Source organism: Methylobacillus sp. MM3, from assembly GCF_001645185.1.
Taxonomy (GTDB): domain Bacteria; phylum Pseudomonadota; class Gammaproteobacteria; order Burkholderiales; family Methylophilaceae; genus MM2.
In genome coordinates, this window is the sequence record NZ_LXTQ01000011.1 from 356816 (window position 1) to 370463 (window position 13648).

25 protein-coding genes are annotated in these 13648 nt (G+C 54.2%); 1 reads left to right on the top strand and 24 read right to left on the bottom strand.

What is annotated here, in order from left to right; all coding sequences use genetic code 11:
• Positions 1-35: 35 nt before the first annotated feature.
• The 8 genes from A7976_RS05970 to A7976_RS06005 form a co-directional block, all read right to left on the bottom strand.
• The gene (locus A7976_RS05970; protein WP_067108570.1) at positions 36-518 is read right to left on the bottom strand and encodes a Signal transduction histidine kinase; all 483 of its coding nucleotides are present in this window, start codon (positions 516-518) and stop codon (positions 36-38) included.
• A gap of 199 nt (positions 519-717) precedes the next feature.
• Entirely contained in the window at positions 718-1047 is a 330-nt protein-coding gene (locus tag A7976_RS05975) for a four-helix bundle copper-binding protein (protein ID WP_067108573.1), read from the bottom strand.
• Between the two features lie 14 nt (positions 1048-1061).
• Positions 1062-1928: an SDR family oxidoreductase gene (locus A7976_RS05980; RefSeq protein WP_067108578.1), complete on the bottom strand. Its 867-nt coding sequence runs from the start codon at positions 1926-1928 to the stop codon at positions 1062-1064.
• A 120-nt stretch (positions 1929-2048) separates the two neighbouring features.
• Positions 2049-2432 carry a DUF2784 domain-containing protein gene (locus tag A7976_RS05985; RefSeq protein WP_067108581.1) on the bottom strand — a complete coding sequence of 128 codons (384 nt, stop codon included), beginning with the start codon at positions 2430-2432 and terminating at the stop codon, positions 2049-2051.
• A complete protein-coding gene (locus A7976_RS05990) occupies positions 2419-2772 on the bottom strand; it encodes a YidH family protein (protein ID WP_067108583.1) in 354 nt (117 codons plus the stop codon). Before A7976_RS05990 ends, A7976_RS05985 begins: the two co-directional genes overlap by 14 nt.
• Before the next feature lie 5 nt (positions 2773-2777).
• Complete coding sequence (locus tag A7976_RS05995; protein ID WP_067108587.1) at positions 2778-3014, bottom strand: hypothetical protein; 237 nt, start codon at positions 3012-3014, stop codon at positions 2778-2780.
• Positions 3015-3134: 120 nt separating this feature from the next.
• A complete protein-coding gene (locus A7976_RS06000; protein WP_067108590.1) occupies positions 3135-3632 on the bottom strand; it encodes a VOC family protein in 498 nt (165 codons plus the stop codon).
• 13 nt (positions 3633-3645) lie between these two features.
• Positions 3646-4119: a VOC family protein gene (locus A7976_RS06005; protein ID WP_067109148.1), complete on the bottom strand. Its 474-nt coding sequence runs from the start codon at positions 4117-4119 to the stop codon at positions 3646-3648.
• A gap of 133 nt (positions 4120-4252) precedes the next feature.
• Here A7976_RS06005 and A7976_RS06010 point away from each other — a divergent pair, with 133 nt between their 5' ends.
• Positions 4253-4885, top strand: a complete 633-nt coding sequence (locus tag A7976_RS06010; RefSeq protein WP_067109150.1) for a TetR/AcrR family transcriptional regulator — start codon at positions 4253-4255, stop codon at positions 4883-4885.
• A gap of 28 nt (positions 4886-4913) precedes the next feature.
• On the opposite strand, the gene A7976_RS06015 is transcribed toward A7976_RS06010, so the two are convergent.
• From A7976_RS06015 to A7976_RS06080, 16 genes are all read right to left on the bottom strand, one after another.
• Positions 4914-5504 (bottom strand): TIGR00730 family Rossman fold protein, encoded by a 591-nt coding sequence (locus A7976_RS06015; RefSeq protein WP_067108594.1) that lies wholly within the window; start codon positions 5502-5504, stop codon positions 4914-4916.
• Between the two features lie 39 nt (positions 5505-5543).
• Entirely contained in the window at positions 5544-5930 is a 387-nt protein-coding gene (locus A7976_RS06020; RefSeq protein ID WP_067108597.1) for a TonB-dependent receptor, read from the bottom strand.
• A gap of 74 nt (positions 5931-6004) precedes the next feature.
• Positions 6005-6397 (bottom strand): VOC family protein, encoded by a 393-nt coding sequence (locus tag A7976_RS06025; RefSeq protein WP_067108601.1) that lies wholly within the window; start codon positions 6395-6397, stop codon positions 6005-6007.
• A 142-nt stretch (positions 6398-6539) separates the two neighbouring features.
• A complete protein-coding gene (locus tag A7976_RS06030) occupies positions 6540-7475 on the bottom strand; it encodes a ketopantoate reductase family protein (RefSeq protein ID WP_067108604.1) in 936 nt (311 codons plus the stop codon).
• Between the two features lie 140 nt (positions 7476-7615).
• Positions 7616-7975, bottom strand: coding sequence for a hypothetical protein (locus A7976_RS06035; protein ID WP_067108608.1), 360 nt, complete (start codon positions 7973-7975; stop codon positions 7616-7618).
• Between the two features lie 112 nt (positions 7976-8087).
• Positions 8088-8417, bottom strand: coding sequence for an antibiotic biosynthesis monooxygenase (locus A7976_RS06040; RefSeq protein ID WP_067108611.1), 330 nt, complete (start codon positions 8415-8417; stop codon positions 8088-8090).
• Between the two features lie 250 nt (positions 8418-8667).
• A complete protein-coding gene (locus A7976_RS06045; RefSeq protein WP_067108614.1) occupies positions 8668-9018 on the bottom strand; it encodes a DUF488 domain-containing protein in 351 nt (116 codons plus the stop codon).
• A gap of 96 nt (positions 9019-9114) precedes the next feature.
• Complete coding sequence (locus A7976_RS06050; RefSeq protein ID WP_067108617.1) at positions 9115-9444, bottom strand: TfoX/Sxy family protein; 330 nt, start codon at positions 9442-9444, stop codon at positions 9115-9117.
• Positions 9445-9537: 93 nt separating this feature from the next.
• Positions 9538-10206 carry a dihydrofolate reductase family protein gene (locus A7976_RS06055; protein ID WP_240483810.1) on the bottom strand — a complete coding sequence of 223 codons (669 nt, stop codon included), beginning with the start codon at positions 10204-10206 and terminating at the stop codon, positions 9538-9540.
• A 72-nt stretch (positions 10207-10278) separates the two neighbouring features.
• Positions 10279-10518 carry a hypothetical protein gene (locus tag A7976_RS06060; RefSeq protein ID WP_067108622.1) on the bottom strand — a complete coding sequence of 80 codons (240 nt, stop codon included), beginning with the start codon at positions 10516-10518 and terminating at the stop codon, positions 10279-10281.
• Between the two features lie 81 nt (positions 10519-10599).
• Positions 10600-11169 carry a YdeI family protein gene (locus tag A7976_RS06065; protein ID WP_067108625.1) on the bottom strand — a complete coding sequence of 190 codons (570 nt, stop codon included), beginning with the start codon at positions 11167-11169 and terminating at the stop codon, positions 10600-10602.
• 29 nt (positions 11170-11198) lie between these two features.
• Complete coding sequence (locus A7976_RS06070) at positions 11199-11609, bottom strand: DUF5329 domain-containing protein (RefSeq protein WP_067108628.1); 411 nt, start codon at positions 11607-11609, stop codon at positions 11199-11201.
• 63 nt (positions 11610-11672) lie between these two features.
• Entirely contained in the window at positions 11673-11969 is a 297-nt protein-coding gene (locus A7976_RS14750; protein WP_082878012.1) for a GIY-YIG nuclease family protein, read from the bottom strand.
• Between the two features lie 98 nt (positions 11970-12067).
• Positions 12068-12478, bottom strand: a complete 411-nt coding sequence (locus A7976_RS15055; RefSeq protein ID WP_131801003.1) for a hypothetical protein — start codon at positions 12476-12478, stop codon at positions 12068-12070.
• A gap of 108 nt (positions 12479-12586) precedes the next feature.
• Positions 12587-13018 (bottom strand): hypothetical protein, encoded by a 432-nt coding sequence (locus tag A7976_RS06075; protein WP_067108631.1) that lies wholly within the window; start codon positions 13016-13018, stop codon positions 12587-12589.
• A gap of 68 nt (positions 13019-13086) precedes the next feature.
• Positions 13087-13500, bottom strand: coding sequence for a hypothetical protein (locus A7976_RS06080; protein ID WP_131801004.1), 414 nt, complete (start codon positions 13498-13500; stop codon positions 13087-13089).
• Positions 13501-13648 lie beyond the last annotated feature (148 nt).

The following is a 13648-nucleotide window of genomic DNA, read 5'->3' on the forward strand; positions in this document are numbered from 1 at the left end:
AAATACATCATAGCGGCGATCAACGCGGGTGACCATTAGCCCGTTCGATTGCTGCGGGCGATGCGGTCATCCAGCTCGGCAATCAGGGCGGCAAGCGAATTGCCCGATTCATCGATGGCGGTGCGCACTTCGCGTTCGATACGGTCCAGACAGGCCGTAGTCGCGGCAACCGATGCCTGATTCCGGACGTCCAGCTTTTGCAATTCGCCGTCGATATACAGGCGCAACTCGGAATACCGCGAAGCCTCCGCCTGCTCGGCCAGCGTGCGCGCCGTTTGCAGTTCGCGCGTCTGGCGCCGTGTTTCCAGCAGCACCGTGGTTTGCAGGGTAATGATGAATACCAGGAACAGGGCGGTCAGCACCGCAATCGCGATCAGCATGATCAAACCCAGCGGCGCCTGGAAGTCAGTAATACCGAGCGAAAGCGTTGTCGATGTGGTGAAAGCGCTCCAGTTGAGCGCGGCAAAGATGGCGATCGCGCCAAGAGCGATCAGCAGAATAAGCGTACGGATGCGCATTTGTCTTTCTCCTTCGGAGTCGAGAGGCTCTTTGCGGCATTATTGTTGGGCGTGAGCGATTCCGGCTATTGTAGGCCTCGCCGCACAATGCGGCATTCAATGCAGGGTATCGTGAGAAATAGTACGACGCAGACGTTCGCGATGGCAACGGGTAATGAATACGCGATATGAAATACTGAGGCGCCGCGGAAGGCGGCGATCAGGCCGTCATGCTCAGGCACTTTTCGGCGCATGCACGACAGGCTTCGGCGCATTGCTGACAATGCCCCATCTCGTGCTGCTGGCATTCCTCGGCACACATATGGCAAATTTCCGCGCAATCCTCGCAGATCAGATCGACGAGTTCGCTGTTGCGCATCATGAATTCGGCTGCCAGCCGGCAAAACGCGGCACAATCGATATCGAGCGCGATGCAACGCGCCATGCGCCCCGGATTGGGTTCCTTGCGGCATTCGGCGGCGCAATGGTCGCAGGCTTCCGCACAGGCTTGGCAGGCGTCGATGCAGGCTTGGTAATGTGCGTGACCCATGAAAATCTCCTTGTTTATCCGTTGATGATTTCGCCGCCGTTGGGGTGCAACACCTGGCCCGACATGTAGGAAGAATCGTCCGACGCCAGGAAAACGTAGCACGGTGCGATCTCGCTCGGTTGCGCGGCGCGCCCCATCGGCACGTCGGTACCGAATTTGGCGACCTGGTCGGGCGGGAAGGTCGCGGCGATCAATGGCGTCCAGACCGGGCCGGGGGCCACGGCATTGACGTAAATTCCCTGCTTGATCAGCTGCTTGGAAAGCGAGCGGGTAAACGCCACAATGGCGCCCTTGGTGGCGGAGTAATCCAGCAGATGAGGGCTGCCGCGATAAGCGGTGACTGAAGCGGTATTGATGATGCTGCTGCCTTTCTTGAGATAGGGCAGTGCAGCTTTCGTCAGGTAGAACATCGAAAAACAGTTCACCCGGAACGTGCTTTCAAGGTTATCCAAATCCAGTTCTTCGACGCTTTCGGCCGGAAACTGCTCGGCAGCGTTGTTGACCAGGATATCGAGGTGACCGTATTCCTTTACGGTTTCGGCCACCAGCTTGTCGCAAAAGCCCTTGTTGCTGAGATCGCCGGCAAAAAGCAGGCATTGCGCGTCGTGTGCCTCTACCAGATCGCGGGTCTCGTTGGCGTCGACAACTTCGTCCAGAAACTGGATCGCGATATCTGCGCCTTCCATTGCGAAGGCAATCGCAATGGCTCGCCCGATACCGCTGTCACCGCCGGTAATGATGGCTACCTTGCCCTGAAGTTTTCCGCTGGCGTGATAATCCGCCCGCACATACTCCGGACGGGGAATCATTTCATGTTCGATGCCTGGTTGGCGGTTCTGATGTTGTGGCGGGCGCGTCTGCGGTTCGGTTCCGGTTTTCATGGCGGGCTCCATCGAAAAGTTGGATGGCGAAGTGCTTGTAATGAGAATAGCCAACCGCGGGATTACGAGGTGTAGGAAACGACTGATTCCACTGTCGGAAAGCGGTGTTTTCGGAAGCTGTCAGCCATGCGGCTGGCGAGCCAGCAGCCAACCATAGATGAGGATATTCAGGGCCACGACAATTGCGCCGAGCACGATCTGCACCGTGGGCGTCAGCCCGGCAGGGTAGATCAATGGAAGAAGATAGCGCGCAATGAAATCGCCCTCATAAGGCGTATCGCCGGCCAGGCGCTGAAAATGCTTTTCCAGCGGCGTAAGCGGGCAAGGCAGGCTGAAAAACTCCGTCAACGCACCCCAGAGCGCGGCGGGAATATGCAGCCAGGCTACTTGCGGCCACTTCAATACCAGCAAGCCACCCAGCAGTACGAAAATGATGAATGCAAAATGCGCCAGCAGGGTGAGGTCGGCCAGCAGGCGGTAAAAGGTTTGTTCAGGCCACGGCAAGGTAAATGGCCAAAATCAGGCCGAAACACGCCACCACGAGCGTTACTGCGGAAGTGAGCCACGGCATCGCAATCTGCGGGATGTCCTGGCGCGGCAGTGTTTCGATATAACTGCGATGATTATGCAGTGCGCCCATCATTGCCAGCGCCCCGGCAATGATCAATGCAACGCCTAACATGCTGGACCAGTCATGCAGCTCGGCTTTTGGACTCCCGCTATGAAACAGTGTCAGGAACAATCCGAAACGGGCGACCACGAAACCGAGCGCTATCACCGTCAGCCCGGTGCGTATCCAGGCCAGCAGGGTGCGTTCTGCGGCAAAGAATACTCTTGGATCCATCTCGTTCAGCCCAGCAGGTAAGCCGAATCATTGCCTTTCTTCACCCATTCTTCATCGCTTTTGACAAGCTTGTCGGTGCAGGCGGCGAGTTTGATGGAGAGCGCAATCGATTTTTCGATCAGGACATCCTCGTTTTGTTCGTTCAAATCGCCTTTTTGGATATAGGCCGCCAGCAAGGTGGCGGCCATGCCGGCGACGACGGTTTCGCTATGCTGAAGATGCAGGAAATGATCTTTGGACATGAGGCTTCCTTGTTTTCTGAAAACGATTGAAGATTTCCAGATTACTCGCGAACGTCTGCCCAGTGAAGATGCAACATGAAAAAGGCCGACATGGGCCGGCCTTGGAGTTACGGAAGAACGCTACCCGGAATAGGCGCGTTTCAATTCGGCAATGTCGAGCTTCTTCATTTGCAGCAGCGCTGCCATGGTGCGCCCGGATTTGGCTTTGTCCTTATCCAGCAGCATCTCGATCAGCACGGTCGGCACCACCTGCCACGAAACGCCGAATTTATCCTTCAGCCAGCCGCATATCTGCGCTTCCACGGGGCCGCCCTGAGACAGTTTTTCCCAGTAGAAATCCACTTCCTGCTGGCTTTCGCAATTGATCTGGAAAGAAATGGCTTCGTTGAACGTAAAAGTCGGCCCGCCATTCAGCGCGGTGAAGGGCTGCCCGTCGAGTTCGAAGGCTACCGTCATCACCGAGCCCGGCGGCCGGCCGTGGATTTCCTGCCCGACCTCACCGTAATGGGAAACGGCGGTGATACGCGAATTGGGAAAGATATCGCAATAAAACGCTGCCGCCGCTTCGGCTTGATCGTTGAACCACAGGCAAGGGGTGATCTTGTGCAGGGTTGCCATGGGGTTCTCCTTTTCAGCTGGCTGCTTCGGGGCAGCCTTTGGCCGCGGCGGCCTGGATTTCCTGCGGGCTGACATCGCGCATATGTGTGGCAATGGACCATTGATGCCCGAAGGGATCCTGCACGATGCCGTAGCGGTCGCCCCAGAACATGTCATCGAGCGGCATGCGTACCGTGCACCCGGCGGCGATGGCCTGCTTGAATTGCTGGTCGGCATCTTTTACGTACAGATGCAATGTCACGCTGGTGCCGTTGCGCGCATTGGGGCCGAGCGAGCCCCAATCGGGGTACTCATCGACCAGCATGAGCATGGAATCGCCGATCTGGATCAGCCCGTGCATCAGCTTGCCGTCCGGACCTTTCAGGCGTCCGTGTTCCTGCGCGTTGAACGCTTTTTTGTAAAACTCGATCGCGTCTTCCGCGCCTGCGCAAACCAGGTGGGGCGTAATCGTATGCATTCCCGGCGGGATGGGGTTGGGGGTATTCATGACCATCATCTCCTTATATGAAGAGCCTGTGTCGGTAGCATTTATCCAGGCTCATGATAAGATTAATGTGTACAGCGTCCACAAATGCTACCTAATGTGGACGCTGTACACAAGTACGTTGGACAAAGAAAATATGGAAAAAATCGCAAAACGCAGTACTTATCGGCACGGGGATCTCCACCGCGCCTTGCTGGAAGCGGCGATCGAGCTGGCCAGAAAAGGCGGCAAGAATGCCATCGTGCTGCGCGAAGTCACCCGGCAGGCGGGCGTTGCGCCCAATGCCGCCTATCGCCATTTTGAAGACCTGGGTTCGCTGCTGCGCGCCGTCTCCATGGCCGCGCAGGCGCAACTGGCCGACGCCATGGAAAAAGAACTCGCCACCGTTAAACCTTCCGGCAACAAGGCCGAAGATGCCCGTGCCCGGCTGAGAGCGGTCGGTACCGGCTATCTCACCTTTGCACAATCCGAGCCGGGGTTGTTCAGGATGGCGTTTTCCGAACATGCCGACATGAGCAACGCCACCCATCCGGCCAGCACTGGCCATGGCGGCCTGACGCCTTTTCAGATATTGAGCGGCGCGCTAGACGATCTGGTGTCTGCCGGGGAGCTTCCGGCGGAGCGAAGAGTGGCATCGGAGTTTCTCGCCTGGTCCGCCGTACATGGGCTGGCGATGTTGTTGATCGACGGTCCGATGCGCGGATCAGGGCAGGCGCAGGCCGAGGCGCTGGGGCAGCGGCTGATCGATATGGTGGAGCGGGGGCTTTAGCGGCTCGTCGGACGCATGGGTACGACGATCAGGTTTCCTTCTCGCCCACCCACTTTTTCACAACAGGCGGCCGGTAATCCAGAAAGCGTTGCAGAAGTGCTTCGGGCTCATCTTCAACCATCAACATGCTGCGCACAGCGGGTCTGACGAACTGCTCCGCCACGGTGTGATCGAGAAATGCGTGCAAGGGATCGTAGTACCCTTGCACATTGAGCAGGCCGCACGGCTTGTGGTGCAGCCCGAGCTGCGCCCACGTCCAGATCTCAAAAATCTCTTCCAGCGTGCCGATGCCGCCGGGGAGGGCGATAAACCCGTCCGCAAGCTCGGCCATCAGCGTCTTGCGCTCATGCATGGATTGCGTGACATGCAGCTCGGTCAAGTGATGGTGCGCAACTTCCTTGCTTACGAGCGCCTCGGGAATGACCCCTACAACCCGCCCGCCCAGATGCAGCACATGATCGGCCACCACGCCCATGATTCCCACACTCGCTCCGCCGTACACCAGTCCGATGTCGCGCTTCACCAGCGATTCCGCAAGTATCCTGGCCGCGCCCGCATAGTTTTCGTGACGCCCCGGGCTGGAACCGCAATAAACACAAATATTTTTGATTGTATGCATAAACGTATGGACTGCTCGAAAGAAGCAACGAGTTAACAATCAGGCTTCAAGCGTATTGCTTTTCACCACCATGACCAGCATGAGTACAACACCCAGCGTCACCGTAAGCGAAGCCAGTGCGAGCACGGGGTCAAGCTGCGCCAAAGGCAATACATTGGCAAAAAGCAAAAGCAGCCCGACAAACATCGTCACCGCGCCCGCGTGATGCACGATAAACTGCGCCATGGCCAGCCTGGGCATCTTGTCGGTTAACCACAGCTTGTGGATGACGCCATAGATCAGCGACGTCACAAATCCGACCAGCAGGATATGCGCATGGGTCACATGCTGCGCGGGATCCTGCGATACCCCCATGAAAATGCCCACTCCCATCCCGGCGACTGCATAACACAAGGCCCATACAAGGTATTTTTTATCGTAAGTCATGGTTGTCTCTCCCTGGGTAAGGTCCATCATTGCGCTTCAAATTCAAGGATGTATGTTACACGTCAATCCTGCATTTAATGCGATGGCTGTCGAGCATAACTGACGGTCAGCGCCTCCCATACGTGCTCGTCGGGCTCATTCCAGTATACGATCCGGCCCCCGTGTTCTGTATTGATTCGCATATCCACCGGGCCGTGCGGAGTGCTTCTGTATGCGATCCCATGGGCTTTCAGTCTTTCAACGATTGCATCGAATTCGGCCTCGCCGACCCGGAAGCAATAATGCTGGATGGGGAAGGGGCCTTCAGTTTGATCGAAGTCGAAGGTCAGGCCGTCGTTGATATACACGGGACAAAAAGGGCCGGTGCCCGACTCTGCCCAGGGAACGTCGAGAATGAAGGCTAACAGCTTCGCTGCGGCCTTGCTGTCATGCGCCGGGATGATCGTGTGGTCGAGTTGGATGCTCATTGCGGGCTCCCAAATGCAGAATATTAGAGACAAGTTTGCGCCGTCTCACCTTGAAAGCACAGGGCTGGGTTTCCGCCAGCGGAAGAATCCAACGCGGAGGCCGGGCTGCGCGGCTTCTTGAGCAGTCCGGCTGGTTGCAAGGTCAGGACTGTTCGCGGCGCCTGCGCGCCTCGTAACTTTGCAGATGAGTGTAGGCGACCTTCAGGAGCGGAGCATCAATACCGTGAGCCATTGCCCGGTGCACCATATCGCCCAGGATATGGTCGGCTTCTGTTTGCCCATTTCGTTCGATATCCCGCAGCATGGATGCCGTGCTCGTGGAGCCTCGTGCGGTGAGCTGCATCCGGGATTGCGCAAGGCGCTCTTCGCCTGGCATGTGGCCGTGTTTCCGGGCGACGGCACTGCACTCAACCAGCAGCCCGAGAATGAAATCTTCTCCAGTAGCGGTTTGCAGGATATCGCCAATCGAAGCCCGCATCGTGCATGTAGCCCCTGCCAGTGCGGAAAGAAAAACGAATTTGTCCCACATCTCGCCTTCAATATTCCCGGACAAGTGAAAGTCGATGTCGGTGCTACCCAGCACCTTGGCAAGCGCGGCGACCGGCGAAGGCGCTGGCGCGGCGCGCGTACCAATAACCATGCGATGAAGTTCATTGAGATGTCGGATTTTTCCTTCTGCCGTCAGCGTCACGCCAAGGTGTGCCAGGCCGCCCAATACTCTTGCATGGCCAAATCGCTCATCCAGGCGGGCCAGATGGGCGATGCCATTGAGCAAGGGAACGACAATGCCGTCAGAGGCAAGCGCAGGCGCAATGGTGTCCATGGCCGAGTCAAGATCGTATGCCTTGCACGACAGGATCACGGCGTCGAATTTTCCCGCAGTGCTGTCTTGAACCGAGGTGATGAGTTTTGGAGCGATGTGTACATCGCCAAGCGGGCTCAAGACATGCAGGCCATCCTCCAACAAGCCGCGTGCCCGTGCCGGCCTTACCAGAAATGTAATGTCGCCGCCGGCGTGATGTATCCTCGCGCCGAAATAGCCGCCAATTCCACCTGCACCGAGCATCAAGATACGCATTTTTATTCCTTAAGGCGGCTAGGTTGATAGAGTAATCGATCAGTGGCGGACATGTTTTAACACGCTCCGCTGGATGGATTAAGTGTTGTTAATCGTAGCCGCCATCCGCAAATTGTTTTGCATAGTACCGAGGTGACCTCTTAGCGCTCAACCTTGCTGTGGTGGTAATAAAGATAAGCAAGCCCGATAGGCGCTACGAGCAAGGCAAATGCCCAGCACATTGCCATGGTGATGAACTTTGTCACCAGCATGAAAATGGCATTAACAAAGAAAACGTTGGATCCCATGATGAAGCCGACGATGCTTTCATAGACGAAGCGCGAATACGGGTAAAGCAATGTGCTGATAATCGTAAAGAACAGCATGCTCGCTGGCATTGTTCGACCGCCCTGGGTAGACATGAAAAAGACGAAGGAAGCCACAACCAGGCCAAAAAAGAACTGGCGAAAGTAATACTGGGGTGACAAGCCGCCGAGTGTTTTCCGAACGATGGGATGCATGAGGGTTCTCCTGTGTTTGAGTTGATATATGGGATATCAGCCAGATAGCGGATTGCGGTGGTTAGCCGCATTGCTATCCACCGCAATAGCGTGACATCTTTGCTGGATTGAATTAACAGTTCACGGGCGCTGTCGTGGGGTGCGAGATAACGCCGTCTCCGTAAGTATGCAAAACGCGGGAGACGACAATATGGTAGCCATTCAACCATCCGAATTGAGAAATCTTGTCTGCCATATGTTTTTGATCTTTCATCAGTTGCTGCAGCCCATCCATGCTTTCCCAGTAGTAGACGGTTCCTATGCGGCCGGTATCCGCGTTTTCCCAGGTATCCTCGCCAAGGTAGCCCACCGTCTGTTTTGCAAGATTTGCGATTTCCTGCTCAAGCTCGTAAAAATCTTCATCAAATTGTTTGATATCGAAGATGAAGGTGGCTGAATACATGGACATTCCTGGCTGAAGATTGAATTGGAAGATACATGGATGTTAGTCGAGGAGAGAGCTCTCTGGGCACTAGTAGAAATACTAGGTTACAAACCGGAGATAATGAAAACTTGCAGGCAATCATGCCGGTAGCGCCACCGCCACGGTTGCGGCGTCGCAATACCTTACGTCATGATGAGCTTACGTTTTCGCCTTGGGGCTGTTCTTCCAGCAAGTCGAGCCGATGGGCGGCAGCGGCCTGAACGAATTGCTAGACCCCACGATCAAGGTATTCCATGAGCGCGACGGCATTATTGTGCAAAGTATCTTTCGCACCGTAGAGCAGTGTTACTCGCCGTCGCTTCGCCATTTTGAGCACTTGATCGACAGCCTCTGCCTGACCGTCAAGTTCGGCAAAATAGCGTTGCCGGAACTGCACCCACTTTTCCGGATCGTGCCCAAACCACTGACGCAATTCAGTACTCGGAGCCAAGGTTTTGAACCATAGATCGACGCTTGCGCTGGCCTTTGACAAACCGCGTGGCCAAATCCGGTCGATCAGAATGCGAAATCCGTCTTTGGGTGCGGCAGGCTCATAAATGCGTTTGATCGTGAGGCTCATGTAAATTTCTCCTCGTGATATCCAACGACTGAGTTCACAGGTTACCGTAGAGTTAGCCGATATTTTATGCAGCCAGGACAACGCCTCACTTTTGCCTCACGAGCGCTTTGGCTTCTTTGGTTTCGGTAGCGGAAGTTCTCTCTCAGTGATCCTGATGAGGTTCGATATCCACTCCTGGTCGTCTAGTTCTTCGCCGATCAGGAAATGAGCCTTGGCGCCCGGATATGGTGGTGCTTCGGCGACTCGTTCAACAAAGGAACGTCCACCCGATGTCGGTTTAACGAATAATTGATTGTCACAAACTAAAGCGACGACCTTTCCCTCGCAATAGATCGCGTACTCACCAAACATCTTGCGGAATGCAATTGTTCCGGCGGCGCGCATCTGATCGCAGACGTATTCGACGAAGGCTAAATCGGAGGCCATTTGCTATTCAATCGTTTCAAAGAGGTGAGAGTATGTGCCGAGGATTCTCTCGGCCAACGTTCCGGTTCAGCACCGTCCGCTACCAACCGGTTGTTAGGCGTCATTGTCCCCTTGGCGCCGGAGTACAACATGGGTGGCTTTCTCCGACGCAACGAACTGAACGCATTCGTATCCCAGCGCACGCATGTCAATCCCCTCGAACAGTCGCTCGCCTCCGCCCAGCAGGACCGGCGAGATAGCGAGGTGCAGCTCATCGATGAGGCCCGCACGAAGATATTGCTGGATAGTGTTAGGTCCGCCGCCAATGCGCACATCCATTCCGTTGGCTGCGTCGCGTGCCCGGTCAAGCGCCTCGTGAATACCGCCTGTGACGAAGTGGAATGTCGTTCCGCCTTCCATCTGGATGGGCGGGCGCGCGTGATGAGTCAAGATGAAAGTTGGAACGTGATAGGGTGGGTTGTCCCCCCACCAGCCTTTCCAGTTCATGTCGGGCCAGGAACCGCGAATCGGTCCGAACATGTTTCTTCCGAGAATCCAGGCGCCAACATTCTTGAAGCCCCGCGCAGCGAAGTCGTCATCGATCCCCGTTGTGCCACCGTCGGCGCCAAATAGGGTCCGTTGGAACGTGCGTGTCGGGACTAACCACTGGTGCAAATCTTCCCCACCCACGCCGAGCGGATTCCTGATGTCCTGATTCGGACCAGCTCCGTATCCGTCAAGCGAAATGGTAAAGCTCTCAACTCGGACGCGTGTCATTTTCATGCCTTCCTTTCGATTGACGCCTAACGTTGAAAGTAAGGGGCGCGTTTTAGCGCGTCCCGCTTGATGGAAAGGTTAGGATTCATTTTCCCATCCTTTCATATATTCGGGCTCAAGGTCAGGATGCATGCGATATAGAGGGCCTAATAAATCAACTTCGATGGTACCCAGGACGTTAGCAATGGCTTTTTTGAGTTGTTCGAACTCAGCAGGTGGCGATAACTCTTTTGCTATATCAAGCACGTGTCCTATGTCCTTGATAAAGGTCTCTCCGGATTTGCTTATCGCAGAAGCTAGTTCTTTCGAGACAACCATTTGTGAAGTCCTAACGTTTGACTTAAGCGGCCTGCCGTAGGCAGGTCCGCTTGAAGAAAGGGTGAGGCATCAGTTGCGGAGTCATGGATAGAGCTTTTCACTGTTGTTGAGCATTTCGACGAACTGAGCAATCTTCTTTGCGCGGGTTTCGGACTTCTTCGCATTCTGGATCCTGAATAGAACAGCGTACCGATTCCGACTGTTGAGCGTTGCAAAGAAAGCCTTCGCTTTCGGACTCGCGTCAAGCGCCTCTCGCAAGTCGTCTGGGATGGTTGCATTGCCCGCGGATGAATACGCGGCATCCCAACGACCGTCCTGCTTGGCTCGATTGATTTCGTCCAAGCCGGCCCGGCGCATTCGGCCCGATGCAATGAGAGCTTCCGCCTTTGCCTTGTTGATCTTCGACCAAATGCTCCTGGCTGCCCTAGGCGTAAATCGTTGAAGCCAATGGTGCTCGCTCTCTGCCTGCTTCTGACCGTCGATCCATCCGTAGCACAGTGCACTTTCCAGCGCATCGGCGTAGGAGACGGTTGCATCGGCTGTACCTTTCTTCGCTAGGCGGAGCCATACACCTGACGAGGCACTCCCGTTTCGCTCAAGCCAAACCTCCCACTCTTCCTGCGTTGCGAAGATGAATCTTGGATCGTCCATACAGGGTTGGCTGATGCCTAACGCCTGAATTAAGCCGCGCCGCGAAGCGGCGTCGGCTTGAATGAATTGTTAGCGCCGGCAGGTCGCGCACGCAACTCCTTGAGCTTGCCGGTGAACCACGACTTGCTTGGAATTGGCTGCGCGTTGCCACAACGAACGAGATACGGCTTGTCCGACATGCTGCTCTTTGCGGCCGCAAGCTCAATGAAAGACTCCGTGGATGTGACCAGGCCTTTCTTGAATAGGTAGTCGTATTTCCGGCGAAGGTGTTCGGTCGCCTTTTGAGCGTTGTACCAAGCCCCATTGCGATTGAACTCGCACTTGGAATTTTCAAGAGCCACGAACAACTGATTGATCTCGCGAACTGTGGTGGGCGAGGGGCTTTGGGCGAAGGCAATACCCGATGCGAGCAGAAGAAAGATGGCGACCATGAACTTCATGGTATGAGGCGCTAACGTTTGATATAAGGGGCGCGCTTTAACGCGTGCCGCTTGATGGATGGGTTAGGCTGGATCATATGGAGCCTCAAATTTTGGCCATTGGTTATATCCGATAGATGGATCATTCGATCGGTAAAGTTTTATAAACTCAACTTCTTTTTGACAAACTTCCGAACGGGAGGCTATTTCTGACTCCCATAAAATTTCGCGTGTGATAGTAAAACTTTGTCTTTGTTCCGGACTGAAGTCTTTGGCGATCAAGTTATCGTCTGCACTACCAAAGTAATTAATGGAATTAGTGCGATCTTGACCAATATAAATTTTTCCGTTGGGATAAAGAATTTTATAAATGACATTCATCAATTAGTAAGTCATGTCTAACGCTTAAGTAAGGGGCGCACGTTTAGCGCGTCCCGTTTGACCAACATTGTTGGGCTGAATAGCAGACCATAATACGATCATTTTTTGCATCCGCTCTTTTCGTCAACGAACATTCCGTGTTTTGAGGCGAGACGAAGTAATTCGACTTTGCCATCCCCCATTCGTCCAAACCAGTTTTGCCAATGATCTACGCGCGCCGAGTCTGGATATCCAATTTCAAGTCGCTTCGAATCTATCCAACGGAGAGTAACTTCGTAACCACTCTTGAGCTTTAACACTTTCGATGGAATATGATCGTCTGGCTGATGTACGGTAACTATCTCATATTGCCAGCCTGCAGCGCCGCCACCAAATTCTCGATAGAAAATTGCAACGGCTTTTCCATTTGGTGAGCGGCATTCCAAGAGAACTTCGGTTTCTGATTCAGATGCGCCACGACAAGCACCCAGACCAATACAGCACAGAATGACCAATAATTTGGAGATCACAGTTTTTGGGCCCAACGTGCTAGGTGAGAGGCCGCCGGAGCAGCGAAGCCGCGGAGGGGATCCAAAAGCGCAGCTTTTGGGCGGTCCCTCTCGACCGGCAGGTTAGGCCTATTTTGTTTTGCCATACGCAATCATTCCATAAGCAAGGCACGCGATGGCTAGAAAAAGCCAGAAGGCAATTACTCCGTGTATTCCCGCAATTGAGTAAGCTGTCTTCTCAAGACGCCAGAGTGTTTTGTTGGGCTTCTCATAGGTTTCCCACGCTTTGTAGAAGCCATATGCAGCGCAAAGGAAATTAACAACATAACTCGCGACCTGTGGATTGTCAGTGGGGAGTTGTAGTTTCCACTTATGGGTCCAACGCTCGATGTTTTCTTGATTTGGCCACCAAGGGCCAAGAAGAAGAATGATCAAGACGATGAATGCCAACATGGAGAGATTTGAGGTGTAGTTGGCGTTCGGCGCCCTCATAAAAACAAAAATAATAAGTGCCGAGAGCAGCCCGAAAATGATTTGAAGGACGATGCGAAAAGCATGCATGTTTTATAGGCCTAACGTGGAAGTGAGCGGCCTGCGCGGTTTTTCGCGCAGGTCCGCTTACAGTGGGGTTAGCGATGATAGAAACTTGCACGGGTTATGTTTTCCTTTGGAGTAACGGACTCTAAGAATGAAACAAGTGCTTCTAGATTTTCGTAACCTTCAAATCGCATGAGCTCGCCAGAAGATGTCTTAACTATCGCAGATACCAAACGACCCGATTTGTACTGGACTCTGAGGTTTGCATTCCGCGCTACATCGACGACAACACTAATATCTTTGTGTTTAACGATGAGCTCCCCACTTGAGTCATCAATTTCAACAACTGGATACGAAGCAGCACCTTCCTTGATGGTCCTGTAGGCTCTTCCGATAGGAGGAGCAAAGAGAAATACTCCAATAGTAGGAAAGATCATGCCACCTATGTCGTTGGCTTTCAAAAGCAGTGAAATGGATCCGATTGCCAAAGCGGCAAGGACGATCATGGCATAAATCGCCTTGCGGTTTTGTGCCTTCATATGTTCAGCGGAAACGTGGAACGTAATCATCGCGAACGTTTGACATAAGGGGCGCGCTTTCGCGCGCCCAGCCTGATTACCTGGTTAGGTTTGTAATGTGGGTTGAGCATGCGGA